This is a genomic window from Allobranchiibius sp. GilTou73, from assembly GCF_021391335.1.
Classification (GTDB): domain Bacteria; phylum Actinomycetota; class Actinomycetes; order Actinomycetales; family Dermatophilaceae; genus Allobranchiibius; species Allobranchiibius huperziae.
Genome location: NZ_CP090051.1, coordinates 1,428,497 through 1,452,734 on the forward strand (window position 1 = coordinate 1,428,497; position 24,238 = coordinate 1,452,734).

At 68.3% G+C, this 24,238-nt stretch carries 37 protein-coding genes and 1 pseudogene; 34 read left to right on the forward strand and 4 right to left on the reverse strand.

The features are described 5' to 3' along the window. The first annotated feature begins 5 nt into the window (after positions 1-5). Positions 6-848, forward strand: coding sequence for a helix-turn-helix transcriptional regulator (locus LVQ62_RS07180; RefSeq protein WP_370639703.1), 843 nt, complete (start codon positions 6-8; stop codon positions 846-848). 51 nt (positions 849-899) lie between these two features. Continuing rightward, positions 900-1,934, forward strand: coding sequence for a DUF4037 domain-containing protein (locus tag LVQ62_RS07185; protein WP_233766977.1), 1,035 nt, complete (start codon positions 900-902; stop codon positions 1,932-1,934). Between the two features lie 13 nt (positions 1,935-1,947). Here LVQ62_RS07185 and LVQ62_RS07190 read toward each other — a convergent pair whose 3' ends face one another. The 4 genes from LVQ62_RS07190 to LVQ62_RS07205 are packed head-to-tail and all read right to left on the reverse strand — an operon-like array spanning position 1,948 to position 5,430. Further along, positions 1,948-2,667, reverse strand: a complete 720-nt coding sequence (locus tag LVQ62_RS07190; protein WP_233766979.1) for an ABC transporter permease — start codon at positions 2,665-2,667, stop codon at positions 1,948-1,950. Next, positions 2,664-3,578: an ABC transporter ATP-binding protein gene (locus tag LVQ62_RS07195; RefSeq protein WP_233766981.1), complete on the reverse strand. Its 915-nt coding sequence runs from the start codon at positions 3,576-3,578 to the stop codon at positions 2,664-2,666. Before LVQ62_RS07195 ends, LVQ62_RS07190 begins: the two co-directional genes overlap by 4 nt. Continuing rightward, the gene (locus LVQ62_RS07200; RefSeq protein ID WP_233766983.1) at positions 3,575-4,498 is read right to left on the reverse strand and encodes an ABC transporter permease subunit; all 924 of its coding nucleotides are present in this window, start codon (positions 4,496-4,498) and stop codon (positions 3,575-3,577) included. The genes LVQ62_RS07195 and LVQ62_RS07200 overlap by 4 nt, the downstream gene beginning before the upstream one ends. Continuing rightward, complete coding sequence (locus tag LVQ62_RS07205; RefSeq protein ID WP_233766985.1) at positions 4,495-5,430, reverse strand: ABC transporter ATP-binding protein; 936 nt, start codon at positions 5,428-5,430, stop codon at positions 4,495-4,497. Before LVQ62_RS07205 ends, LVQ62_RS07200 begins: the two co-directional genes overlap by 4 nt. 738 nt (positions 5,431-6,168) lie before the next feature. Between LVQ62_RS07205 and rpsJ the strand changes: the two genes are divergently transcribed. The 32 genes and pseudogenes from rpsJ to rplQ all read left to right on the forward strand — a co-directional run bounded on the left by rpsJ (position 6,169) and on the right by rplQ (position 24,190). Beyond that, entirely contained in the window at positions 6,169-6,477 is a 309-nt protein-coding gene (gene rpsJ / locus LVQ62_RS07210) for a 30S ribosomal protein S10 (RefSeq protein WP_012867945.1), read from the forward strand. 19 nt (positions 6,478-6,496) lie between these two features. Then, complete coding sequence (rplC, locus tag LVQ62_RS07215) at positions 6,497-7,162, forward strand: 50S ribosomal protein L3 (protein ID WP_179482587.1); 666 nt, start codon at positions 6,497-6,499, stop codon at positions 7,160-7,162. Positions 7,163-7,167: 5 nt separating this feature from the next. Further along, on the forward strand, positions 7,168-7,830 hold the full coding sequence (rplD, locus tag LVQ62_RS07220; protein WP_179482585.1) for a 50S ribosomal protein L4: 663 nt from the start codon (positions 7,168-7,170) through the stop codon (positions 7,828-7,830). Continuing rightward, positions 7,827-8,141 carry a 50S ribosomal protein L23 gene (gene rplW, locus LVQ62_RS07225; RefSeq protein ID WP_233766987.1) on the forward strand — a complete coding sequence of 105 codons (315 nt, stop codon included), beginning with the start codon at positions 7,827-7,829 and terminating at the stop codon, positions 8,139-8,141. Before rplD ends, rplW begins: the two co-directional genes overlap by 4 nt. A 59-nt stretch (positions 8,142-8,200) precedes the next feature. Continuing rightward, complete coding sequence (gene rplB / locus LVQ62_RS07230; RefSeq protein ID WP_179482583.1) at positions 8,201-9,031, forward strand: 50S ribosomal protein L2; 831 nt, start codon at positions 8,201-8,203, stop codon at positions 9,029-9,031. 3 nt (positions 9,032-9,034) lie between these two features. After that, complete coding sequence (gene rpsS, locus LVQ62_RS07235) at positions 9,035-9,316, forward strand: 30S ribosomal protein S19 (RefSeq protein WP_179482581.1); 282 nt, start codon at positions 9,035-9,037, stop codon at positions 9,314-9,316. Positions 9,317-9,369: 53 nt separating this feature from the next. Then, the gene (rplV, locus tag LVQ62_RS07240) at positions 9,370-9,738 is read left to right on the forward strand and encodes a 50S ribosomal protein L22 (protein ID WP_179482579.1); all 369 of its coding nucleotides are present in this window, start codon (positions 9,370-9,372) and stop codon (positions 9,736-9,738) included. A 2-nt stretch (positions 9,739-9,740) separates the two neighbouring features. Beyond that, positions 9,741-10,574: a 30S ribosomal protein S3 gene (gene rpsC / locus LVQ62_RS07245; protein WP_233766990.1), complete on the forward strand. Its 834-nt coding sequence runs from the start codon at positions 9,741-9,743 to the stop codon at positions 10,572-10,574. Further along, on the forward strand, positions 10,574-10,993 hold the full coding sequence (gene rplP, locus LVQ62_RS07250) for a 50S ribosomal protein L16 (RefSeq protein WP_179482575.1): 420 nt from the start codon (positions 10,574-10,576) through the stop codon (positions 10,991-10,993). The genes rpsC and rplP overlap by 1 nt, the downstream gene beginning before the upstream one ends. Then, positions 10,993-11,247: a 50S ribosomal protein L29 gene (gene rpmC, locus LVQ62_RS07255; RefSeq protein ID WP_179482572.1), complete on the forward strand. Its 255-nt coding sequence runs from the start codon at positions 10,993-10,995 to the stop codon at positions 11,245-11,247. Before rplP ends, rpmC begins: the two co-directional genes overlap by 1 nt. Position 11,248: 1 nt before the next feature. After that, positions 11,249-11,539, forward strand: a complete 291-nt coding sequence (gene rpsQ / locus LVQ62_RS07260; RefSeq protein WP_179482570.1) for a 30S ribosomal protein S17 — start codon at positions 11,249-11,251, stop codon at positions 11,537-11,539. A gap of 71 nt (positions 11,540-11,610) precedes the next feature. Next, positions 11,611-11,979: a 50S ribosomal protein L14 gene (rplN, locus tag LVQ62_RS07265; RefSeq protein WP_145229687.1), complete on the forward strand. Its 369-nt coding sequence runs from the start codon at positions 11,611-11,613 to the stop codon at positions 11,977-11,979. A gap of 3 nt (positions 11,980-11,982) precedes the next feature. Continuing rightward, the gene (gene rplX / locus LVQ62_RS07270; protein ID WP_233766994.1) at positions 11,983-12,375 is read left to right on the forward strand and encodes a 50S ribosomal protein L24; all 393 of its coding nucleotides are present in this window, start codon (positions 11,983-11,985) and stop codon (positions 12,373-12,375) included. Beyond that, positions 12,375-12,962, forward strand: coding sequence for a 50S ribosomal protein L5 (rplE, locus tag LVQ62_RS07275; protein ID WP_233766996.1), 588 nt, complete (start codon positions 12,375-12,377; stop codon positions 12,960-12,962). The genes rplX and rplE overlap by 1 nt, the downstream gene beginning before the upstream one ends. 3 nt (positions 12,963-12,965) lie before the next feature. Then, entirely contained in the window at positions 12,966-13,151 is a 186-nt protein-coding gene (locus tag LVQ62_RS07280) for a type Z 30S ribosomal protein S14 (protein ID WP_179482566.1), read from the forward strand. A 136-nt stretch (positions 13,152-13,287) separates the two neighbouring features. Further along, a complete protein-coding gene (gene rpsH / locus LVQ62_RS07285; RefSeq protein WP_179482564.1) occupies positions 13,288-13,686 on the forward strand; it encodes a 30S ribosomal protein S8 in 399 nt (132 codons plus the stop codon). Positions 13,687-13,710: 24 nt separating this feature from the next. Then, positions 13,711-14,247 (forward strand): 50S ribosomal protein L6, encoded by a 537-nt coding sequence (gene rplF, locus LVQ62_RS07290; protein ID WP_179482562.1) that lies wholly within the window; start codon positions 13,711-13,713, stop codon positions 14,245-14,247. A 3-nt stretch (positions 14,248-14,250) separates the two neighbouring features. Next, positions 14,251-14,625, forward strand: a complete 375-nt coding sequence (gene rplR / locus LVQ62_RS07295; RefSeq protein ID WP_233766998.1) for a 50S ribosomal protein L18 — start codon at positions 14,251-14,253, stop codon at positions 14,623-14,625. Positions 14,626-14,722: 97 nt separating this feature from the next. Next, positions 14,723-15,412 carry a 30S ribosomal protein S5 gene (gene rpsE, locus LVQ62_RS07300; protein WP_179482558.1) on the forward strand — a complete coding sequence of 230 codons (690 nt, stop codon included), beginning with the start codon at positions 14,723-14,725 and terminating at the stop codon, positions 15,410-15,412. Continuing rightward, positions 15,412-15,594, forward strand: coding sequence for a 50S ribosomal protein L30 (rpmD, locus tag LVQ62_RS07305; protein WP_233767000.1), 183 nt, complete (start codon positions 15,412-15,414; stop codon positions 15,592-15,594). Before rpsE ends, rpmD begins: the two co-directional genes overlap by 1 nt. Beyond that, the gene (gene rplO / locus LVQ62_RS07310; RefSeq protein ID WP_233767004.1) at positions 15,594-16,082 is read left to right on the forward strand and encodes a 50S ribosomal protein L15; all 489 of its coding nucleotides are present in this window, start codon (positions 15,594-15,596) and stop codon (positions 16,080-16,082) included. Before rpmD ends, rplO begins: the two co-directional genes overlap by 1 nt. Positions 16,083-16,324: 242 nt before the next feature. Next, entirely contained in the window at positions 16,325-17,728 is a 1,404-nt protein-coding gene (secY, locus tag LVQ62_RS07315) for a preprotein translocase subunit SecY (protein ID WP_208053209.1), read from the forward strand. A 13-nt stretch (positions 17,729-17,741) separates the two neighbouring features. Then, positions 17,742-18,305 (forward strand): annotated as a pseudogene (locus LVQ62_RS07320) (adenylate kinase); the annotation flags it as partial. A gap of 19 nt (positions 18,306-18,324) precedes the next feature. Next, entirely contained in the window at positions 18,325-19,176 is an 852-nt protein-coding gene (gene map / locus LVQ62_RS07325) for a type I methionyl aminopeptidase (protein ID WP_233767008.1), read from the forward strand. An 86-nt stretch (positions 19,177-19,262) separates the two neighbouring features. Continuing rightward, positions 19,263-19,817, forward strand: coding sequence for a hypothetical protein (locus tag LVQ62_RS07330; RefSeq protein ID WP_233767010.1), 555 nt, complete (start codon positions 19,263-19,265; stop codon positions 19,815-19,817). Positions 19,818-20,079: 262 nt separating this feature from the next. Continuing rightward, positions 20,080-20,301 (forward strand): translation initiation factor IF-1, encoded by a 222-nt coding sequence (gene infA / locus LVQ62_RS07335; protein ID WP_013493543.1) that lies wholly within the window; start codon positions 20,080-20,082, stop codon positions 20,299-20,301. A 78-nt stretch (positions 20,302-20,379) separates the two neighbouring features. Beyond that, positions 20,380-20,493, forward strand: coding sequence for a 50S ribosomal protein L36 (gene rpmJ / locus LVQ62_RS07340; protein ID WP_179482544.1), 114 nt, complete (start codon positions 20,380-20,382; stop codon positions 20,491-20,493). A gap of 243 nt (positions 20,494-20,736) precedes the next feature. Continuing rightward, complete coding sequence (gene rpsM / locus LVQ62_RS07345) at positions 20,737-21,111, forward strand: 30S ribosomal protein S13 (protein ID WP_179482543.1); 375 nt, start codon at positions 20,737-20,739, stop codon at positions 21,109-21,111. A gap of 74 nt (positions 21,112-21,185) precedes the next feature. Continuing rightward, positions 21,186-21,590 (forward strand): 30S ribosomal protein S11, encoded by a 405-nt coding sequence (gene rpsK / locus LVQ62_RS07350; RefSeq protein WP_179482542.1) that lies wholly within the window; start codon positions 21,186-21,188, stop codon positions 21,588-21,590. Positions 21,591-21,624: 34 nt separating this feature from the next. Beyond that, positions 21,625-22,233: a 30S ribosomal protein S4 gene (rpsD, locus tag LVQ62_RS07355; RefSeq protein ID WP_179482541.1), complete on the forward strand. Its 609-nt coding sequence runs from the start codon at positions 21,625-21,627 to the stop codon at positions 22,231-22,233. A 155-nt stretch (positions 22,234-22,388) separates the two neighbouring features. Continuing rightward, on the forward strand, positions 22,389-23,420 hold the full coding sequence (locus LVQ62_RS07360) for a DNA-directed RNA polymerase subunit alpha (protein WP_179482540.1): 1,032 nt from the start codon (positions 22,389-22,391) through the stop codon (positions 23,418-23,420). Positions 23,421-23,473: 53 nt separating this feature from the next. Next, on the forward strand, positions 23,474-24,190 hold the full coding sequence (gene rplQ, locus LVQ62_RS07365; protein WP_233767019.1) for a 50S ribosomal protein L17: 717 nt from the start codon (positions 23,474-23,476) through the stop codon (positions 24,188-24,190). The last annotated feature ends 48 nt before the right edge of the window (positions 24,191-24,238 follow it).

Genomic DNA, 24,238 nt, shown 5'->3' on the forward strand with positions numbered 1-24,238 from the left:
GCATGATGGAGAGCGTGGACGAGTTCGCCGAGGTGCTGCGCGCGTGGCGTGACCGGATCGGCCCGAGCGAGGTGGGCCTGCCCGCCGGCGCCGGGCGGCGCGCACCCGGTCTGCGCCGGGAGGAGCTGGCGACGCTGGCCGGAGTCAGCGTCGAGTACCTGGTGCGGCTGGAACAGGGCAGGGCCCGGCACCCGTCGCCGCAGGTGATCGGCGCGCTGGCCCGGGCGCTGCGCCTCACCGACGGCGAGCGGGACCACCTCTACCGCGTCAGCGGTGCCGCGGTGCCGTCGCAGCGGCTGGTGTCCCAGCACATCGCACCCGGCGTGCAGCGCCTGCTCGACCGGCTCGGCGACGTCCCGATCGGGGTGCACTCCGCCGCGTGGGACCTGCTCTGGTGGAACCCGCTCTGGGCCGCGCTGACCGGGGATCCGTCCGGGCTGCGCGGGGTGGATCGCAACGTCGCCTGGCACCACTTCAGTCACGCGCCCGGGGTCATCGCGTTCGACGACCAGCACGCCGAGGAGTTCTCCGACGATCTCGCGGCCGATCTGCGCGAGGCCGCCGGCCGCTATCCGGACGATCCCGCGCTGGCCGCCCTCATCGCCCGGCTGCGCGCGGAGTGTCCCGACTTCGAGCGCCGCTGGAGCCGGGCGCACGTCGCCCGCCACCGGTCGAGCACCAAGACCGCGACCTGCACGCCGGTGGGTCCGATCGAGATCGACTGCGACGTGCTGACCGTGCCCGGCAGCGACCTGCGCATCGTCGTCTACACCGCCGTGCCGGGCTCGCAGGACGCCTCCAAGCTCGCCCTGCTGAACGTGACCGGCACCCAGGCGCTGACGTCCTGATCCCGCACGGTCACGCGGGACCGCACGGGACCGCACGGGAGACTGTCGGGCATGGACGGGCTATCGCTGAGCAGGCGGTACTTCGAGGACGTCGTACGGCCGATCCTGCACGCGCGGTGGCCACGACTGTCGTACGCGGCCGCCCGGATCGGTGGAGGGTCCGACGTCGTCGGTCGGGACGACCAGATGTCGCGCGATCACGACTGGGGACTGCGCCTCACCCTGCTCGTGGACGCGGCCCTCGTCACGGAGGTCGACCGACACCTCGGGGCCGAGCTGCCGGACGTCGTGCTCGGACACCCCGTCCGGTTCCCCATGACGTCCGATGCGTCGATCCGGCACCGAGTCGAGGTCGCGGACCCGCACGAGCTGCTGACCGGCCGGCTGGGCTTCGATCCTGCCCGCGCACCCATCGGCCTCGCGGACTGGCTGTCGCTGTCCGGGCAGGCGGCGCTGGAGGTCGTGGGCGGGGAGGTGTTCCTGGACACGGTCGGCGACCTGGGTGCCGCGCGGCGCGCGCTCGCGTGGTACCCCGATGACCTGTGGCGGTGGCTCGTCGCGTGTGCGTGGCGACGGATCGGTGAGGACCTGCCAATGATGAGCCGATCCGGTATGCAGGGCGACGACCTCGGGTCACGGGTGCTCGCGGGGCGCCTCGTGGACGCGGCGATGCACCTCGGATTCCTCCTGAACCGGCGGTGGGCGCCCTACCCGAAGTGGCGCGGCGCGGCGTTCGGTGAGCTTCCGCGAGCGGCTCACGCGGCGCCGGCGCTCGTCGGCTGCCTCACAGCGACGACGTGGCAGGACCGGGAGTCCCACCTGTGTCGGGCACTCACTTTGCTGCACGCGGCCGGTCGTGAGGCCGGACTGCCGGGCGTCGGGCACCCGGTGGTGGCGTTCCACGACCGGCCGTTCCGCATGGTCTCCGGCGATCTGATCGAGGCGCTGCACACGGGGATCGTCGATCCGGACATCCTGGCCCTCCCCGTGCGCGTCGGCTCGGTCGAGCAGTACACCGACGACGTCCTCGTGCTGCAGAGCGCGGGGCGACGTCGTGCGATGGTGCGGGCGCTCTACGCAATCTGACCGGGGCGCGCGGTCACTCGTCGGAGAGCGTCATCGACGACAGCCGGCGACCGGCGAGGAAGACCCCTGCCAACACGGCGATCAGCATCGTCAGCACGGCGTACCACCACGGCACGCCCTTCGCGTCGGAGGAGACAGTCGAGATGCTGTCGATCACCGAGGAACCCCAGGCCCGTGCCGACAGCCACTTCACCGGCCCGATCAGGGAGGAGAGGGTCGACTCCCAGACCAGCCAGTAGACGAGCGCGCCCACCACGCTGCGCTTCAGCAGCGTCGCGAGGACGATGAAGATCCCGACGTACGCCGTCCCGGACAGCAGCGCGCCGACGAACGCCCCCAGCGCGATCCGGTCCGAGCCGCCCGCCAGGATCAGGCCCGCCAGACCGAGCGGGACCGCCGCGAACAGCACCACCGCGGCGAGGATCACGACGGCCTTGCTGGCCACGATCGCGATGCGCGAGACGGGCTTGCTCAGCAGATAGATGATCGAGCCGTCGTCTAGCTCGGAGCTGATCAGGGTCGAGGTGGCGATGAGCGTGACGATCGGTACGACGACGCCGACGCCGAAGACCTTGAGGAAGCCGATCTTGTCGCCGGGGCCGAAGTCGGCGCCCGCGAGCGAGCGCAACAGCAGGGCCAGGAGCACCAGCAGCACGGGCAGCACGAGCATCGGGTAGACGCGGGCGCGGCCGACCAGGGAGCGGACGCCGAGGCGCAGGATGGCCGAGTTCATGCACCCACCAGGTAGCTGAAGACGCTCTCGAGCGACTCGTCGGTGGGTGTCAGCTCCAGGATCCGGATGCCGTGCTCGCGCGCGAGCCGCGGCACGACCCGCGCGAATCGGCCGGCGTCGTCGGACTCCACCTCGAGCAGCCCCTTGGTGCGCAGCCGCACGCCCCGTACGCAGTCGTCGCTCAGCAGGAGCCCGGCGAGCGCGCGCGGGTCCGAGCTGCGCACGACGTACTGGTTGGGACGGTCGGTCATCAGTCGGCGGATCTCGGCGAAGTCGCCGGACGCCGCGTGCCGGCTGGCGACCACGACCTCCACCTGCCGCGCGATCTGCTCGACCTCTTCCAGGATGTGGGAGCTGAAGACGATCACCTTGCCGCCGTCGCCGTAGCGCTGCAGCAGACCCATCATGTGTCGCCGCTGCACCGGATCCATGCCGTTGAACGGCTCGTCGAGCAGCAGCACGTCCGGGTCGTGCACCAGCGCGCTCGCCACCTTGATGCGCTGCCGCATGCCCTTGGAGTACGTCGAGATCCGGCGGTCGGCGGCGCCGGACATGTCGACCTCGCCCACGGCGTACGCCGTCGCCGCGACCGGGTCGGGGACCTGGTGCAGGTCGGCGTTGAGCCGGACGAACTGCGCGCCGGTGAGGAAGTCGTAGAGCGGCTCGGCCACCGGCACGAGCCCGATCCGCCGGTAGATCCGCACGTCGCCGCGGGTGGGCACCCCGTCGATGGTGACGCTTCCCTTGGACGGTGGCAGCAGCCCGGCCATCATCGACAGCAGGGTGGACTTGCCGGCTCCGTTGGGCCCGAGCAGACCGGTGATCCCCGGGCCGATGCTCATGGTCACGTCGTTGACGGCGACGACGTTGCCGTACCAGCGGGACACGTCGTGCAACAGCAGTTCGGTCACAGGGACGCCGCCTTCCGGGTGCGCCACATCAGCAGCAGGGTGGGCACGGCGATCCACAGCAGCGACACCACCACGAAGAACGCGCCCCACCCGAAACCGTGCGGGCGCACGATCGTGTCGCTGGGGGTGGGCTGACGACAGATGACGGAGGTCAGGGAGGCCACGGCGGTGAACGGGTTGAACGCCGCGGCGATCTGGGCGGTGGTCCTACTGTCGGACTCGGCGCTGGCACCGAGTACGGCGGTCACCACGCCCGAGCTCACGAGGAGCACGGCGATGCCCGCGGCGACCGCGAGGCCGGCCCGGGTCGCCAGGGCGGCGATCAGGCCGCTCACGGCCGCCAGGACGAGCGCGAGCACCGTGATCCCGAACAATGCGGAGAAGTAGTGCCGGGTGTGCTCGGCGTGGTCGAGGTCGGAGGTGAGGGCGACGGCGTACCAGATCGTGATGGGGACGACGATGACGGCGAAGAGCGCGGTCGCGAGCGCGGCGAGCCGCATCAGCACGTAGAGCGAGCGGGACAGCGGTCGGGCGAAGTAGAGCACGATCGTGCGGTAGCGCAGGTCGCGGGAGAAGAGCACCGGCGCCTGGGCGGCCGCGAAGATCGTGACGAGCAGCTGGGTCCAGTACGGCAGCCCGAAGTAGTTCGACAACGGGGCGAAGAGGTCGGCCTGGTCCGAGAGCGCCATCTTCTTCAGCTGCAGGATCAGCCCCGCGAGCACGACGGCGGGCAGCAGGATGAGCGCGGCCATCAGCCAGGGCACGATCTTGGACTTTCCGGACCGACCGAGCCCGAAACAGTTGCGCAGCGAGGTCACGTAGAGGGACGCGGCGATCGCCCCCGTCCCGCGGCGGCGGCCCTCGAACGAGCGGTAGCCGATGTCGTGGATGACACCGCGACCGCGGGTCGGCGTACTCATCCCTGTCCACCCACGGCGCGGGTCGCGGGGTCGCCCGCGAAGACCTCCTCGAGGGTGTGGTGCACCTCGTGGATGCGCACCAGGCCCAGATCGAGGTCGACCACCACGTCGCGGATGAGATCGAGGGTGGCCGGGTCCTCCACCCGCACCTCGATGCGCTCGCCGACCGGCCAGGCGCGTACGCCGTGTTCGACCAGCCGTTGTCCCACGGCGCGGTCGCTGCCGGGCGGGCCCAGCACCTCGACCAGCACGTTGCCGGTGGTGTGGGTCAGGTCCTGGGTGCTCGAGGCGCGCAGCAGGCGACCGCCGTCGATGACCACGATGTAGTCGGCGGTGCGCTCCAGTTCGCCGAGCAGGTGGCTGGTGACCACCACGGAGATGCCGAAGTCGTGGCCGATCCGGTCGATCAGCCCGAGCATGTCGTCGCGCGCGCGGGGGTCCAGCCCGTTGGTCGGCTCGTCCAGCAGCACCACCCGTGGGTCGTGCACGATCGCCTGGGCGAGCTTCGCGCGCTGGCGCATGCCCGTGGAGTAGCCGCCCATCGGGCGGTGTCGCTCCTCGTCGAGGCCGACGTGCCGCAGTGAGTCCGAGGTGCGCTCGCGGGCGGCGGCCCGGGGCAGGCCGGACATCATCGCCATGTGCAGGACGAAGTCGGCGGCGGTGACATCGGCGGGCAGACAGTCGTGCTCGGGCAGATAACCGACCAGCTCGCGGATCCGCGCGCCGTCGGTCGCGGTGTCCATGCCCAGCACGCGTGCGGTGCCGGAGGTCGGCGGCAGCAGGCCGAGCAGCACCTTGATGAGCGTCGACTTGCCGGCCCCGTTGACCCCGACGACGCCGGTGATGCCCGCCGGGATCTGCACCCGCAGGTCGTCCAGCGCCCGCACCTTCGGGTACTGCACGACGACCCCGTCGATGTCGATGACCCCCATGCGCCCACACGCTACGGGAGGTGTTGCGCGCGTCCGGGCTACTCGGGCCGACTCGAGATCGCGCGTGGGCTGTGCGAGCGCATGGAAGTGACCGCAGCGCCTACTTCCCGCACATGAGAGGCGCGCGAGCGCATGAAAGCGACCGCGATGCCCATTTCCCACCACACTGCCGGACGGGCAGAGCACCCGAGGCGCAGCGGCCCTCGTCCAAGCCGTCTGCACACCGCCGCGGGCGTAGGACAGCGACGGCAGTGCCGATTTCACCGGTCCCGTCGAGGGTCCAGCGGCGGCATCCAGCCGGGCCGCAGGAGACTGGTCCCGCAAACCCGTCCGCCCGACGGCGGGCTGGTACATGCGGCGTACGACGTGCGGGAGGTCATACGCGGCCGCGGGCTGCTCGATTTGGAGCACTGCGGGGGGCTCTGGCAGACTGTCGGGGTTGCTTGACGCGCGGGCGTCGGGCGGTGCACGGCGCCGGTTCGTACCGGGATGTCGTTCGCACCGACCGGACCCGCCGCCCCGAAAACGTACGACGTGCAGCCCGAATGGCCGGCGCGTGACGGGTGAGGGAAGCGCAGGCGGGGTCCCACCGGATCCAAGACCACCCACGGGTAGCAGTTTCGTTCCAGGCGTGCATGCGGCGTAGGGGCGACACACCCGAGCGCGGGGGTCGGAGGAACGGCAGGGCACAACAGTTCTTTTCACAGCATGATGACGGCGAGAGAGAGACGCACTCAGATGGCGGGACAGAAGATCCGCATCCGGCTGAAGTCGTATGACCACGAGGTCATCGACAGCTCGGCGCGCAAGATTGTCGACACGGTGACCCGTGCCGGCGCAACGGTGGTCGGCCCCGTGCCGTTGCCGACGGAGAAGAACGTCTTCTGCGTCATCCGTTCGCCGCACAAGTACAAGGACAGCCGCGAGCACTTCGAGATGCGCACGCACAAGCGGCTCATCGACATCATCGACCCGACCCCGAAGGCCGTCGACTCGCTCATGCGACTCGACCTGCCGGCGGACGTCAACATCGAGATCAAGCTCTAGATCGGTAGGTGACTCATCCATGACACACACGACTGAGCGCTCCGTGAAGGGCGTCCTCGGCAAGAAGCTCGGCATGACCCAGATCTGGGATGCCGACAACCGACTCATCCCGGTCACCGTGGTCGAAGCCGGCCCCTGCGTCGTGACGCAGGTACGCGGTGACGGCGAGGGTTACCACGCGGTGCAGCTCGCCTACGGCGAGATCGACCCGCGCAAGGTGACCAAGCCGATGCTGGGTCACTTCGAGAAGGCCGGGGTCACCCCCCGTCGCCACCTCGTGGAGATCCGCACCGCGGACGCGGCCGACTACCAGCTCGGCCAGGACGTCACCGCGGAGACCTTCGGCGACGGACAGGTGGTCGACGTGATCGGCCGCACCAAGGGCAAGGGCTTCGCCGGCGTCATGAAGCGTCACGGCTTCCACGGCGTGAGCTCCTCGCACGGCGCGCACAAGAACCACCGCAAGCCGGGCTCGATCGGTGGCTGCGCCACCCCGGGCCGTGTCTTCAAGGGCATGCGGATGGCCGGCCGGATGGGCGGCGAGCGCCAGACCACCCAGAACCTGACCATTCACGCGGTCGACGCCGAGCGCGGCGTACTGCTCATCAAGGGTGCCGTCCCCGGCCCCAAGGGTGGGTTGGTGCTGGTGCGCACTGCGGCCAAGTCAACCGAGAAAGGCGCCTGAGGCCGATGACTTCCGTTGACATCCAGACTCCCGCCGGCGCGACCGACGGCACCGTCGAGCTGCCCGCCGAGATCTTCGACGTGGCGACCAACGTGCCGCTGATCCACCAGGTCGTCGTCGCGCAGCTCGCTGCCGCACGGCAGGGCACACACTCCACCAAGACCCGCGGCGAAGTCCGCGGTGGTGGCCGCAAGCCCTACGCCCAGAAGGGCACCGGCCGCGCGCGTCAGGGTTCGACCCGTGCGCCGCAGTTCGCCGGTGGTGGCGTCGTCCACGGCCCGCAGCCGCGCGACTACAGCCAGCGCACCCCGAAGAAGATGAAGGCCGCCGCCCTGCGCGGTGCCCTCTCCGACCGGGCGCGCCACGGCCGCATCCACGTCTACACCGGACTGGTCGAGGGCGACGTGCCCTCCACCCGCACGGCGGCGACGCTGCTCGGCAACGTGAGCGAGCGCAAGAACCTGCTGGTGGTGCTCAGCCGTGACGAGCGCAACGCGCTCCTCTCGGTGCGCAACCTGGAAGCCGTGCACACGCTGTACGCCGACCAGCTCAACACCTACGACGTGCTCTGCGCCGATGACCTGGTCTTCACCAAGGCCGCGCTCGATGCGTTCCTCGCCGGACCGCTGCAGGCCGCCAAGCTCACCACGCAGGAGGACGCGAAGTGACCAGCCGGATCCACATCAAGGACCCCCGCGACATCCTGCTGAAGCCGGTCGTCTCGGAGAAGTCGTACGCCCTGATGGACGAGGGCAAGTACACCTTCGTGGTCGACCCGCGTGCCAACAAGACCGAGATCAAGATCGCCGTCGAGAAGGTCTTCGACGTCAAGGTCTCCTCGGTCCACACGCTGAACCGCAAGGGCAAGACGCGTCGTACCAAGGCCGGCCTCGGCAAGCGCAAGGACACCAAGCGCGCGATCGTCTCCCTCAAGGAAGGTGCGATCGACATCTTCGGTGAGGTCGGCACTGCCGGCTGACCCGCGAGACATGTTGTCGCACATAGGACTTAGAGGGACAAGGACGTAAGGACGTAAGTATGGCTATCCGCAAGTACAAGCCGACGACGCCAGGCCGGCGTGGGTCGAGCGTGGCGGACTTCGTCGAGGTGACGCGCTCGACACCGGAGAAGTCTCTGGTGCGCCCGCTCGCCAAGACCGGCGGTCGCAACTCCTCGGGGCGCATCACCACCCGGCACATCGGTGGCGGTCACAAACGCGCCTACCGGGTGATCGACTTCCGTCGCTCCGACAAGGACGGCATCCCCGCCAAGGTCGCGCACATCGAGTACGACCCGAACCGCACGGCGCGCATCGCGCTGCTGCACTACGCCGACGGCGAGAAGCGCTACATCGTGGCGCCGAACCGCCTCAGCCAGGGCGACCTGGTCGAGAACGGTCCGTCGGCCGACATCAAGCCCGGCAACAACCTGCCGCTGCGCAACATCCCGACCGGTACGGTCCTGCACTGCATCGAGCTGCGGCCCGGTGGCGGTGCGAAGATCGCCCGCTCGGCCGGTGCCCGCGTGCAGCTCGTCGCCAAGGACGGCCCGTACGCACAGCTGCGGATGCCGTCCGGTGAGATCCGCAACGTCGACGTCCGCTGCCGCGCCACGATCGGCGAGGTCGGCAACGCCGAGCAGAGCAACATCAACTGGGGCAAGGCCGGCCGGATGCGCTGGAAGGGCAAGCGCCCGACCGTCCGCGGTGTCGCGATGAACCCCGTGGACCACCCGCATGGTGGTGGTGAGGGCAAGACCTCCGGTGGTCGCCACCCGGTCAGCCCGTGGGGACAGGCCGAGGGCCGTACCCGCCGCCCCAACAAGGAGAGCGACAAGCTCATCGTGCGTCGCCGTCGAAAGAAGCGATAAGACATGCCACGTAGCCTGAAAAAGGGTCCCTTCGTCGACGACCACCTTCAGAAGAAGGTCGATGTCCAGAACGAAGCCGGCACCAAGAACGTCATCAAGACCTGGTCCCGCCGGTCGATGATCACCCCCGACATGCTCGGCCACACCCTGGCCGTGCACGACGGTCGCAAGCACGTCCCGGTCTTCGTGACCGAGTCGATGGTCGGCCACAAGCTCGGGGAGTTCGCACCGACTCGCACCTTCAAGGGTCACGAGAAGGACGACCGGAAGGGGCGCCGCCGCTGACGCGGGGGGAATCACCGATGACGAATACAGAGACGATTTCCGAAGGGAGCGCGATGCAGGCCACAGCCTCGGCCCGGTACGTCCGGGTCACGCCGCAGAAGGCCCGACGAGTCGTGGACATGATCCGCGGCAAGCAGGCCGGCGAAGCCATCGCCGTGCTCACCTTCGCGCCGCAGACGGCGAGCGAGCCGGTGCTGAAGGTGCTTCGCAGCGCCATCGCCAACGCCCGCGTCACCGCCGACAAGCACTCGCAGGCATTCGACGAGCGCACCCTCGTGGTCAGCGCCGCGTACGTCGACGAGGGCCCCACGATGAAGCGGTTCCGCCCGCGTGCCCAGGGTCGGGCCAGCCAGATCCTCAAGCGCAGCAGCCACATCACCGTGCAGGTCACCCAGCCGGATTCGCAGGAAGGACGGCGATAACCATGGGTCAGAAGGTCAACCCGAACGGTTTCCGCCTCGGCATCACCACCGAGCACAAGAGCCGCTGGTACGCCGACAGCAACAAGGCCGGCCAGCGCTACCGCGACTACGTCAAGGAAGACGTGGCCATCCGTCGCCTCATGTCCAAGGGCATGGAGCGCGCGGGCATCAGCCGCGTCGACATCGAGCGCACCCGTGACCGGGTCCGCATCGACATCCACACCGCGCGTCCCGGCATCGTCATCGGTCGCCGCGGCGCCGAGGCCGACCGGCTGCGTGGCGAGCTGGAGAAGCTCACCGCCAAGCAGGTGCAGCTGAACATCCTCGAGGTCAAGAACCCCGAGGCCGACGCTCAGCTGGTCGCGCAGGGCATCGCCGAGCAGCTGTCGGCGCGGGTGAACTTCCGTCGTGCGATGCGCAAGGGCATGCAGTCCAGCCAGCGCGCCGGTGCCAAGGGCATCCGGGTGATGGTCTCCGGTCGTCTGAACGGCGCCGAGATGAGCCGCACCGAGTTCTACCGCGAGGGCCGCGTCCCGCTGCACACGCTGCGCGCGAACATCGACTACGGCTTCTACGAGGCCAAGACGACGTTCGGTCGCATCGGCGTCAAGGTCTGGATCTACAACGGTGACCTCACCGCCAAGGAACTGGCACGCGAGCAGGCCGCCGCGCCGTCGCGTCCGGCCCGCCGGCGTGACGACCGTGGTCCGCGCACCGACCGTGGTGGCGACCGGGGCGCGAGCCGTCCCCGTCGTGACGACGCGCCGGCTGCCGGGCAGAGCACTGCCCCCGCGACCGACGCACCCGCGCCGACCGCCGAGGGGGTGCAGGCCTGATGTTGATTCCCCGTCGTGTGAAGCACCGCAAGCAGCACCACCCGGGTCGCAGCGGCGCCGCCAAGGGCGGCACCCGCGTCACGTTCGGTGACTTCGGCATCCAGGCTCTCGAGCCCGCCTACGTCACCAACCGGCAGATCGAGTCCGCTCGTATCGCCATGACCCGCTACATCAAGCGAGGCGGAAAGGTGTGGATCAACATCTACCCCGACCGCCCGCTGACCAAGAAGCCGGCCGAGACCCGGATGGGTTCCGGTAAGGGTTCGCCCGAGTGGTGGATCGCCAACGTCAAGCCCGGACGCGTGATGTTCGAGCTGTCCGGTGTGTCCGAAGACGTCGCACGCGAGGCCATGCGCCTGGCGATGCACAAGTTGCCGATGAAGTGCCGCTTCGTCGCACGTGAAGGTGGTGACTTCTGATGGCTACCGGTTCCAAGGACCTCATGCCGAAGGCGCTGCGTGAGTTCGACGACGCGCGTCTCGATGAAGAGTTGGGCAAGGCCAAGCAGGAGCTGTTCAATCTGCGGTTCCAGTCCGCGACCGGCCAGCTGGAGAACAACTCCCGGCTGCGCGCGGTCCGCAAGGACATCGCCCGGCTCTACACCGAGATGCGTGAGCGCGAGCTCGGCATCGGCCAGGCGCCCACCGACGAGTCCCCCTCGAAGGTGAGCTGACATGAGCGAGAACACGCAGGAGAAGACCGTGACCGATGACGATCGCAACTACCGCAAGACGCGGCAGGGCTACGTCGTGAGCGACAAGATGGACAAGACCGTCGTGGTCGAGGTCGAGGACCGCGTCAAGCACGCGCTCTACGGCAAGGTCATCCGTCGCACCACGAAGATCAAGGCGCACGACGAGACCAACGACTGTGGTGTCGGCGACCGCGTCCAGATCATGGAGACCCGCCCGTTGTCAGCGCACAAGCACTGGCGCATCGTGCAGATCCTCGAACGAGCGAAGTAACCCAAAAACCACTAGTTCCGCAAGGCTCACCGCTGCGCGGTGAGAACCAGTGAGACGACAGGAGAAAACCAGTGATCCAGCAGGAGTCGCGACTTCGCGTCGCCGACAACACCGGTGCCAAGGAGATCTTGTGCATTCGGGTTCTCGGCGGCTCGGGCCGTCGCTACGCCGGCATCGGTGACACGATCGTGGCGACCGTCAAGGACGCCATCCCCGGTGGCAACGTCAAGAAGGGCGACGTCGTCAAGGCTGTCATCGTGCGCACCCGCAAGGAGCGCCGCCGGGCCGACGGCTCGTACATCCGATTCGACGAGAACGCAGCGGTGATCCTCAAGGGCGACGGTGACCCCCGGGGCACCCGCATCTTCGGCCCGGTGGGCCGCGAGCTGCGCGAGAAGCGCTTCATGAAGATCATCTCGCTGGCCCCGGAGGTGCTCTGAACCATGGCGTTGAAGAAGAAGGTGGCGGCTCCTACCAAGCCGACCATGAAGATCAAGAAGAACGACCTGGTCCAGGTCATCAGCGGCCGTTCGCAGAAGAACGGCGGTGACCGGGGCAAGCAGGGCAAGGTCATCGCGGTGTACCCCGAGAACGGTCGGGTGCTCGTCGAGGGCATCAACCGGGTGACCAAGCACGTGCGTGCGGGTCAGCCCGGTGGTGGCTCCGGCGGCATCGAGGTCGTCGAGGCGCCGATCCACGTGAGCAACGTGGCCGTGGTCGACCCCGAGAGCGGCAAGCCCACCCGTATCCGGACCCGCGTCGAGCAGGTCGAGCGTGACGGGCGCACCAAGACCGTCCGTACCCGTGTCGCGGTGCGTTCCGGAAAGGACCTGTGATGACTGCTACTGCCACTCCGACCACGACGGCATCGGCATCGTCGACGCCCCGCATGAAGGCGCGCTACCACGGCGAGATCAAGGCCGCGCTGCGCGAGCAGTTCGACTTCGGCAACGTCATGCAGGTGCCCGGCGTCGTGAAGGTCGTCGTCAACATGGGTGTGGGCGACGCAGCCCGCGACTCCAAGCTGATCGACGGTGCCATCAAGGACCTCGCCGCGATCACCGGCCAGAAGCCGGCGGTCACTCAGGCCCGCAAGTCGATCGCGCAGTTCAAGCTGCGCGAGGGTATGCCGATCGGCGCGCACACCACGCTGCGCGGCGACCGCATGTGGGAGTTCCTGGACCGCCTCGTCTCGGTCGCGCTGCCGCGCATCCGTGACTTCCGTGGCCTGTCGCCCAAGCAGTTCGACGGCAACGGCAACTACACGTTCGGCCTCACCGAGCAGTCGGTCTTCCACGAGATCGACCAGGACCGCATCGACCGGGTCCGCGGGATGGACATCACGGTCGTGACGACCGCCAGCAACGACGACGAGGGCCGGGCGCTGTTGCGCGCACTGGGCTTCCCGTTCAAGGAGAACTGACCCGTGGCCAAGACCGCCCTAGTCAAGAAGTCCGAGCGCAAGCCGAAGTTCGCCGTCCGCGGCTACACCCGGTGCCAGCGCTGTGGCCGGCCGCACGCGGTGTACCGCAAGTTCGGCCTGTGCCGCATCTGCCTGCGTGAGATGGCACACCGTGGCGAGCTGCCCGGTGTGACCAAGAGCTCCTGGTGAGCTCGACGTACGTCGAACAACTTCCCGTCATGGGTCGCACCGATGCGAGCCAGGACATCACTACGAACTACACCGTAGGTCGGCCGCGGACATCCCGTGGCCCCGAAACCGCGGTGAGGAAGGGCAGAGCAGCCCAATGACCATGACCGATCCGATCGCGGACATGTTGACGCGGGTCAGGAACGCCAACTCGGCGCACCACGACTCCACGTCCATGCCGTTCTCGAAGTTGAAGTCCCACATCGCCGAGATCCTGCAGGCCGAGGGCTACATCGGTGGCTTCCGGGTGGAGGACGCCGAGGTGGGCAAGACCTTGATCATCGACCTGAAGTACGGCCCCAACCGGGAGCGCTCCATCGCGGGCGTCCGACGGGTGTCCAAGCCGGGTCTGCGTGTCTACGCCAAGTCCACGAACATGCCTCGCGTGCTCGGTGGCCTCGGCGTTGCGATCGTGTCCACGTCCTCCGGTCTGTTGACCGACCGGCAGGCAGCAAACAAGGGCGTTGGCGGGGAAGTCCTCGCCTACGTCTGGTGACCAGGAACTAAGGAGGAATCAACGATGTCTCGTATCGGACGTCTCCCCGTTCCGGTCCCGGCCGGAGTCGATGTGTCGATCGACGGTCGTACCGTCAACGTCAAGGGTCCCAAGGGTCAGTTGGATTTGACGCTGCCCGAGCCGATCACGGTCGCCCAGGACGAGGGTGTGCTGCAGGTGTCGCGGCCCAACGACGAGCGTGAGTCCCGCGCCCGCCACGGCCTCACCCGCAGCCTCATCAACAACATGGTCGTCGGTGTCACCGAGGGCTACACGAAGAAGTTGGAGATCCACGGCACCGGTTACCGCGTGGTCGCGAAGGGTTCCAACCTGGAGTTCGCTCTGGGGTACAGCCACTCGATCACCGTGACCGCCCCCGAGGGCATCTCCTTCGCCGTCGAGAACCCCACCCGGTTCTCGGTCACCGGCATCGACAAGCAGCTCGTCGGCGAAGTGTCGGCGAACATCCGCAAGTTGCGCAAGCCCGACCCGTACAAGGCCAAGGGCGTTCGCTATGAAGGCGAGCGCATCCGCCGCAAGGTCGGAAAGGCTGGTAAGTAAGCCATGGCAAAGATCATCAAGCGCTCCACGAGCAAGCAGGCTGCCCGGGCACGTCGTCACTTCCGGTTGCGCAAGCGCATCTCGGGTACGACGCAGCGTCCCCGGCTGGTCGTCTCGCGCTCCTCGCGTCACGTGTTCGTCCAGGTCGTCGACGACACCGTCGGCAAGACCGTGGCGTCCGCCTCCACGATGGAAGCGGACCTGCGCACCTTCGACGGTGACAAGACCGCCAAGGCCAAGCAGGTCGGCCAGCTGGTCGCCGCCCGCGCCAGGGAAGCCGGCGTGGAATCCGTCGTCTTCGACCGCGGAGGCAACAAGTACGCCGGCCGCGTCGCAGCGATCGCCGACGGCGCCCGCGAGGGTGGCCTGACCCTATGAAAACCCCACGAAGTTCTCCGCTGGCGCTCCGATACTTCGCGGGGACCCCGGGTCTGACGACTCGCATGTTTGCTATCACGAAGGTGAGGAACCACTGATGCCTGGACCCCAGCGTCGAGGTGCCGGTGGCCCGAGTCAGGGCACCGGATCCGACAACAGCAACGCCGCAGCCGGCGGCAATGACCGTGGCGGTCGTGGCGGCGGGCGCGGCGGCAACGACCGCGGTGGCCGCGGTGGCCGCGGAGGTGACGACCGCAACCAGTACCTGGAGCGCGTGATCACCATCAACCGCGTGTCCAAGGTGGTCCAGGGTGGCCGCCGGTTCAGCTTCACCGCGCTCGTCGTGGTCGGAGACGGCCAGGGCAGCGTCGGCGTCGGCTACGGCAAGGCCAAAGAGGTCCCCTCGGCCATCGCCAAGGGCGTCGAGGAGGCCAAGAAGAGCTTCTTCCGCGTCCCGATGATCGGCGAGACCATCCCGCACCCCATCCAGGGTGAGGCGGCCGCCGGTGTCGTGCTGCTGAAGCCGGCTTCGCCCGGTACCGGTGTCATCGCCGGTGGTCCGGTGCGCGCCGTCCTGGAGTGCGCCGGTATCCACGACGTGCTGTCCAAGTCGCTCGGCTCGGACAACGCGATCAACATCGTGCACGCCACGGTGGCCGCGCTGAAGGGCCTGGAGCGGCCCGAGGCCGTGGCTGCCCGCCGCGGACTGCCGCTGGACCACGTGGCCCCGGCCCGTATGCAGCGCGCGATGGCGGAGGCTGCCGCGTCCCCGAAGGCAGGTGCGTGATGGCATCGCTGAGGGTGACGCAGATTCGTTCCGACATCGGTGGCAAGCCGCAGCACCGCGAGACCCTGCGTTCGCTCGGTCTCAAGCGCATCGGCCACACCGTCGTCAAGGAGGACCGTCCCGAGTTCCGCGGGATGGTCCGCTCGGTCGCCCACCTGGTGACCGTCGAGGAGACTGACTGATGACAGACAAGACGAACGCCGAGTCCACCTCGGCGCCCATCAAGGAGCACGCGCTCAAGGTGCACCACCTGCGCCCCGCTCCCGGTGCGAAGAAGGCCAAGACCCGCGTGGGTCGTGGTGAGGGTTCCAAGGGCAAGACCGCCGGTCGTGGCACCAAGGGCACCAGCGCCCGCTACCAGGTGTCCGCCGCGTTCGAGGGTGGTCAGACGCCGCTGCACATGCGTCTGCCGAAGATGCGGGGCTTCAAGAACCCCGCCAAGGTGACCTACCAGGTCGTGAACCTGGACAAGATCACCGCCCTCTTCCCCGAGGGTGGCGCGGTCGGCACCTCCGAGCTCGTCGCCAAGGGCGCGGTCCGCAAGGGCGTGCCGGTCAAGGTGCTCGGCACCGGCGAGATCGGTGTGTCGGTGCAGTTGACGGTCGACGCGTTCTCGCACTCCGCCAAGGAGAAGATCGAGGCCGCCGGCGGTTCCATCACCTCGGCGTGACCCGCGCAGGCCTGCCGCCCCGGCGGTAGGCCGACCGGCGTACGAACCAGGCCTGCGCCCCGGTAGCGTGGCACCCTCACGAGGGTCTCGCCGCCGGGGCGTCGGCATGCCAGGTATTGTCAGCTCATTGCCCACCCGCCTCGCACGTCGACCGGGACGGCGGACCGGATGCTGAAGCGCCCGGTCAGTCCGTAGAACAGGTCGTCACCTCACCGGAGGTCGGCCGCCCGTAGGAGGACCTGTTGCTCACCGCCGCCGCCCGTGCGTTCAAGACGCCGGACCTGCGCAAGAAGATCCTGTTCACCCTCCTGGTGATGGCGATCTTCCGGCTCGGATCGCACATCCCCACCCCCGGGATCAGCTTCAAGCTGATCCAGGCCTGCCAGAAGGGCGCCGGGTCCAACCAGAGCTTCCTCGGTCTGGCCAACCTCTTCTCCGGCGGCGCCCTGCTGCAGCTGTCGGTCTTCGCGCTCGGGATCATGCCCTACATCACGGCCAGCATCATCGTGCAGCTGCTGACGGTGGTGATCCCTCGCTTCGAGGAGCTGAAGAAGGAGGGGCAGTCCGGCCAGACGAAGATGACGCAGTACACGCGTTATCTGACGATCGGTCTGGCGCTCCTGCAGTCCGCGACCCTGGTCACCGCCGCGAAGGCGAACCCCTCGACGCTGCTCGGTGGCGACTCCAGCACCTGCCCGACGATCATGCCGAACCAGGGCGTCTTCTACCTGATCATCATGGTGCTGGTCCTGACCGCCGGCACCGGCCTGATCATGTGGCTCGGTGAGCAGATCACCGAGCGCGGCATCGGCAACGGCATGTCGCTGCTGATCCTGACCGCCGTCGCGGCCAGGGTGCCCGGTTCGGTGTGGGCCATCCACGACCAGGGCTGGGGCAAGTTCCTGCTGGTCGTCGTGATGGGCCTCGTCGTCACCGTCGCCGTGGTCTTCGTGGAGAACTCCCAGCGACGCATCCCGGTGCAGTACGCCAAGCGGATGGTGGGCCGGCGGATGTACGGCGGGATGTCGACGTACCTGCCGCTCAAGGTCAACATGGCCAACGTCATCCCGATCATCTTCGCGACCTCCCTGCTGTCCCTCCCGGTGCTGCTCGCCGGGTTCGCCCAACCGAGCGACCGCAGCAAGCCGGCGGCGGGCTGGGCGCAGTGGGTGCTGAACAACCTCAACCGCGGTGACCACTGGTCCTACATGCTGCTGTCGACGGTCCTCGTGGTGTTCTTCACCTTCTTCTACGTCTCGATCACCTACCAGCCCGAAGAGGTCGCGGACAACCTGAAGTCGGCGGGGTCGTTCATCCCCGGCGTCCGCGCGGGCAAGGCGACGGCGGACTACCTCAACTACGTGCTGACCCGCATCACCGTCGTGGGCGCGGTCTACCTGGGTGTCCTCGCCCTCATCCCGCTCATCGCCCTGGCGATGGTGGGTGCCAACTCCAACTTCCCGTTCGGCGGCGCCTCGATCCTGATCCTGGTGGGCGTCGGCCTGGAGACGGTGAAGCAGGTCGACTCCAAGCTGCAGCAGCATCACTACGAGGGATTCCTGCGGTCCGACGAGCCCGGTGCGAAGTCGAAGCCGAAGGCCTCCAAGGCAGCCAAAAAGGAGCAGACGGCAGGAGGCCGGGTGTGAGGTTGATCATCCTGGGCCCCCGGGGGCCGGCAAGGGCACGCAGGCGGAGCGGTTGTGCGCCACCCACGGGATCCCGCACGTGTCGACCGGTGACATCTTCCGGGCGAACATCAAGGACGAGACCCCGCTCGGCAAGCAGGTCAAGGACATCCTGGACGCCGGCGGCTACGTCACCGACGAGATCACCAACCAGATCGTCGCCGACCGGCTCGCGCAGCCAGACGCGGCCGACGGGTTCCTGCTCGACGGCTACCCGCGCACCATGGCCCAGGTGGACGCTCTCGACGCGCTCCTGGCCCGCGACGGCCACCACGTCGACGGCGTGCTGCGCCTGATGGTCGACGACGACGAGCTGGTCGCGCGCCTCACCGAGCGCGCGAAGACCTCCGGACGCGTCGACGACTCCGAGCAGGTCATCCGGGAACGTCAGGAGATCTACAACAAGGAGACCCACCCGCTCGCGCAGACCTACGCCGAGCGCGGTCTGCTGCACGAGCTGGACGGCATGGGTGAGGTCGACGAGGTGACCCGTCGTATCGACGAGACACTCGACCAGCTCGTCTCCCGCACGGCCTGACGCCGGACGGAACCGTGTGATGTTCGGCAGGGAGCGACTGCCCGTCAAGACCGCCGACCAGCTGCACTCGATGCGCGCGGCGGGTCTGGTCGTCGGTCGGTGCCTGCAGATGGTGCGCGAACACGCCGTCGCTGGTACGACGACCGGTCGCCTGGACGACCTCGCGCACGCCTTCATTTGCGATGCCGGGGCGAAGCCGAGCTTCCTCGGCTATCAGGGCTTCCCGGCGACGTTGTGCATCTCGGTCAACGACGAGGTCGTGCACGGCATCCCGGGGGAGCGGGTGCTGGAGGACGGCGACCTCGTCTCGGTCGACTGCGGCGCCATCGTGGACGGCTGGCACGGTGACGCGGCCATCACCCTGCCCGTCGGCGACTACGCCACCGCAGGAGACCGCGCGCTGACCCGCACCACCCGTGACGCGCTGTGGGCCGGCATCGCCGCGTTCCGGCCCGGGCGCGGTGTCTACGAGCTCGGCCAGGTCATCGAGGAGCGGGTGGCCGCGGGGGCGGCGGCCTGGCAGGCGGACGGCCTGTCGGTCGACTTCGGCATCGTCGACGGCTACACCGGGCACGGCATCGGGCAGGAGATGCACATGGAGCCCACCGTCTTCAACGAACGGGTGCGTGCCTCCGGGCCGGTCATCCGCGAGGGGGCGACCGTCGCGATCGAGCCGATGGTCACTCTGGGCGGTCACGAGACCCACGAGTTGGAGGACGGCTGGACCGTCCGGACCGATGACGGGGCGCGGGCGGCCCACTGGGAGCACACGGTCGCGGCGACGCCGGGCGGACTGTGGGTGTTGACGGCGGTCGACGGCGGCGAGGCCGACCTCGCGGCGGCGGGCGCGACATACGCGCCCCTGCGCTGACGAAACCGGGGCATGACCTGCATCGTTGAGGCAGGATGACCGGTTGACGGGTCAATCGGACCGGGCGACGGGCCGCAGCGAGAAAAGTGGGCGATGAGCGACTTCGAGAACTTCTTCCCCGCGAGCCGCAGACCCAGCAGGACGACGACGACTTCGAGTACCGCCGCGACCTTCGCGACGGCCACACCCCCGTGCTGCCGTTGCTGCTCGGCGGCCTGCTCGGCGCGGTCGCCTTCGCGATCGCGGGGTTCGCCGTGGGAACTGCCCGCAGCGGGGGTGGCACGTCCGCCGCCGCGAGCACGACCACCGCCTCCACAACCGTCACCACCACGGCCGCCCCCGTCACCACGACCGTCTCGAGCGTGTCGACGGCGGTGGGTCGTGACCAGACCCGGGTCCTCACCACGACGCTGGCGGCCGCGCCGCGCACGGTCACGGTGACCGGCTCCGTCACGACCGTTCGAACACCCGGCACGACCGTGACCCGCACCGCGACCGCGAGCACCACCCCCCACCGTGACCCGGACCGCGCCCGGCGCCACCGTGACCCGCACCGCGACCACGACCGCGACCGTGACGGTCACGGCGCGGCCGACGCGGCCCCGGTGAGCGGTCGGGGGCGCAACACCGGCCCCTCGTGACCGGTGCGTCGTTCGGCGCGATTTGGGCGGGATCAGTGGGACAGGTAAGCTGATGTGTCGGTTCACGGGTGTGTTCCGCGCTACTTCGTGCCCAGGACGGGTTCGGCTTGCGCGACCACCTCTCCTCGTCTTGATCTCACGGCGGGCCCTTGCGGCCCTCGTGCGGTGAGGACGCGGACCGGGGGTCGCAGGCAGACTCGCGAATCGACATTCCAGGGACGTCCATCATGGGCGCACCCGTTCCGCAGGTGAGTTGGAGGACATGGCCAAGAAGGACGGTGTCATCGAGATCGAGGGCACGATCGTCGAAGCTCTCCCGAACGCGATGTTCCGGGTGGAGCTGAGTAACGGTCACAAGGTGTTGGCCCACATCTCAGGGAAGATGCGACAGCACTACATCCGGATCCTCCCCGAGGACCGGGTCGTGGTGGAGCTCAGCCCGTATGACCTGACCCGTGGCCGCATCGTCTTCCGGTATCGCTGACGGAGCAACTGCACGAACCCATCACTGCCCGATCCCGCTCGCGGGTGTCGGGCACCGACTTCGAAGACAAAAGGTGCGATGAAAGTCCAGCCGAGCGTCAAGAAGATCTGTGACAACTGCAAGGTGATCCGCCGTAACGGCCGGGTCATGGTGATCTGCGAGAACGCCCGCCACAAGCAGCGGCAGGGCTGACCCGCAGCCAACCGGCAGCGGTCGCGTTCTTCGCCTAGAACGCGCACGTCACAACTTCATACGACGACAGATATCAGTGCGACGACGTACGTCGTCGCTATTGCAGGTACCCGGCCCCGGTGAGCACCCCTCACCGGACGTCACCCCCGGCTCGGAGGCCGGGGACCCATCTCAGCCCTCTCCGGCTGGTCATGGGACCGGTATCCGCACCAGACCTCCGAAGACACACAGGAGAACCGCCAGATGGCACGCCTCATCGGTGTCGACCTGCCGCGCGAGAAGCGCGTCGAGGTCGCACTCACCTACATCTACGGCGTGGGTCGCACCCGCGCCACTCAGACGCTGGAAGCAACCGGCGTCAACCCGGACACCCGTGTCCGTGACCTCAGCGAGGAGGAGCTGGTTCAGCTCCGCGACCACCTCGAGGCGAGTTTCCGCCTCGAAGGTGACCTGCGCCGTGAGGTGGCCGCCGACATCCGCCGCAAGGTGGAGATCGGTTCCTACCAGGGCCTGCGTCACCGTCGCGGCCTGCCCGTGCACGGCCAGCGCACCAAGACCAACGCGCGTACCCGCAAGGGCCCCAAGCGCACCGTCGCCGGCCGCAAGAAGGCGAAGTAAGACCCCACCGGGGTCCGTCCCTTCGCTCTTCCACCCTCGTTACTCGCTGAAGTCGAACCAGGAGATTCATACATATGCCTCCCAAGAGCCGCCCCGCGGCCGGCGCCAAGAAAGTGCGCCGCAAGGAGAAGAAGAACGTTGCGGCAGGCCACGCCTACGTCCGCAGCACCTTCAACAACACGATCGTCTCGATCACCGACCCCAACGGCGCCGTCATCGCATGGGCCTCGTCCGGTCAGGTCGGATTCAAGGGCTCCCGCAAGTCCACGCCGTACGCCGCGCAGATGGCCGCCGAGGCCGCCGCGCGTCGGGCGATGGAGCACGGCATGAAGAAGGTCGACGTCTTCGTCAAGGGCCCCGGCTCCGGCCGTGAGACCGCGATCCGCTCCCTGGCCGCCGCCGGCCTCGAGGTCGGCGCCATCCAGGACGTCACCCCTCAGCCGCACAACGGTGTCCGCCAGCCCAAGCGTCGTAGCTGAGCGCCGACCCGAGTCTTTCAAGGAGATCTGAATCATGGCCCGTTACACCGGCCCCATCACCAAGAAGTCGCGTCGCCTCAAGACCGACCTCGTCGGGGGTGACAAGTCCTTCGAGATGCGCCCCTTCCCGCCCGGCCAGCACGGCCGCGGCCGGATCCAGGAGAACGAGTACCTCCTGCAGCTGCAGGAGAAGCAGAAGGCTCGCTTCACCTACGGCATCATGGAGAAGCAGTTCGTCCGCTACTACAAGGAAGCCGTCCGCCGTCAGGGCCGGACCGGTGAGGTGCTCCTCACCATCCTGGAGTCGCGGCTGGACAACGTGGTCTACCGCGCCGGCCTCGCCCGCACCCGTCGTGCGTCGCGTCAGCTGGTCAGCCACGGCCACTTCCAGGTCAACGGCAAGAACGTCGACATCCCGTCCTACCGGGTGGAGCAGTACGACATCATCACCGTCCGCGAGAAGTCCCGCGAGATCTTCCCGATCCAGCTGGCTCGCGAGACCTTCGGTGAGCGCCCGGTCCCGGCCTGGCTGCACGTCGTGCCCGGCACGCTGCAGATCCTGGTGCACTCGCTGCCGACCCGCGCGCAGATCGACAGCGTGCTGACCGAGCAGCTGATCGTTGAGCTCTACTCCAAGAACTGATCCCTCTTCGGTTGTCAGCGGATTCCTGGCGGATACGCCTCGAATCCGCTGACAACCGGTGAAGGTCGCTGCAGAACGCGCGTGAGTGGACCGAAGCTCACGCGCTGCGTACACGAGGCGTCAAATAGCGGTCGCCCGTGGGAAGGAAAGAAACAGTGCTCATCGCACAGCGCCCCACCCTGAGCGAGGAAGTCGTCGCCGACAACCGCTCACGGTTCGTCATCGAGCCGCTGGAGCCCGGCTTCGGCTACACGCTCGGCAACTCCCTGCGCCGGACCCTGCTGTCCAGCATCCCCGGTGCCTCCGTCACCAGCCTGCGCATCGATGGTGTGCAGCACGAATTCACCACGATCCCCGGTGTCAAGGAAGACGTCACCGAGATCATCCTCAACATCAAGAGCCTGGTGGTGTCCTCCGAGCAGGACGAGCCTGTGGTCATGTACCTGCGCAAGCAGGGCCCCGGGGCCGTCACGGCCGCGGACATCGCGCCGCCCGCCGGTGTCGAGGTGCACAACCCCGACCTGCAGATCGCGACGCTGAACGACTCCGGCAAGGTCGAGATGGAGCTGACGGTCGAGCGTGGCCGCGGTTACGTCTCCGCCCAGCAGAACAAGTCCGCCGACCAGGAGATCGGCCGTATCCCGGTCGACTCCATCTACTCCCCGGTGCTGTCCGTGACCTACAAGGTCGAGGCCACCCGTGTGGAGCAGCGCACCGACTTCGACAAGCTGATCGTGGACGTCGAAACCAAGAACTCGATGGCGCCCCGTGACGCGATGGCCTCGGCCGGTAAGACGCTGGTCGAGCTCTTCGGTCTGGCCCGCGAGCTCAACGTCGAGGCCGAGGGCATCGACATGGGCCCATCGCCGACGGACGCCGTTCTTGCGGCTCACCTGTCGATGCCGATCGAGGACCTGGACCTCACCGTCCGCTCCTACAACTGCCTCAAGCGCGAGGGCATCCACACCGTGGGTGAGCTCGTCGGACGCAGCGAGGCCGACCTGCTCGACATCCGCAACTTCGGTGCCAAGTCGATCGACGAGGTCAAGGAGAAGCTGGTCGAGATGGGTCTGCAGCTCAAGGACAGCCCTCCTGGGTTCGACGCGAGCGCCATCGCCGACCGGTACGACGACGATGAGGATGCACCCGAGACCGACGTCAGTTTTGCCGAGGACGAGCAGTACTGAGCCGCTTTGAATCCGCTGCCACTGCAGCGTGATTCGTAGACCAAGGAGATTCAATGCCTACCCCTACCAAGGGCCCCCGCGTCGGCGGCGGTCCTGCGCACGAGCGGCTCATCCTGGCCAACCTGGCCACGGCGTTGTTCGAGCACGACCGGATCACCACCACCGAGGCCAAGGCCAAGCGGTTGCGTCCGCTGGCCGAGCGCCTGGTCACCTTCGCCAAGCGCGGTGACCTGCACGCCCGTCGCCGGGTGCTGACGGTGGTGCGCGACAAGGGCGTCGTCCACCGTCTCTTCACCGAGATCGCGCCCGACATGGCCGAGCGCAGCGGCGGTTACACCCGGATCACCAAGATCGCGCCGCGCAAGGGCGACAACGCCCCGATGGCCGTGATCGAGCTGGTCCGCGAGACCGTCAACGCCAAGCCCAAGCGCGCCGTCGTCGCCGAGGCAGAGAGCGCCACCCGGCGTTCGGCTGCCGACAAGGCTGACGACTCCGCGAAGACCGCCGAGGGCAAGTACGGCGCCGAGTCGGCCGCCCCCCTGGACGGCGGCGCGTCGCCCGACCCCGAGAAGTTCGTGGTCAAGGGCAACGAGGACTCGATGAAGTACCACGTCGAGGGTTCGCGGTGGTACGACTCGACCGAGGCCGAGGTCTGGTTCACCACCGCCGAGGCCGCGCATGCCGCGGGCTTCGAGCCGGCCGGTGGCGAGGCTGCGCAGTCCGGTGCCCCGGAAGAGGCGTCCGACGCCTCCTCCGAGTCCGACGACTGAGCCTGCACACCGTTTCGCCGAAGGGCCGTCACCCAGGGGGTGGCGGCC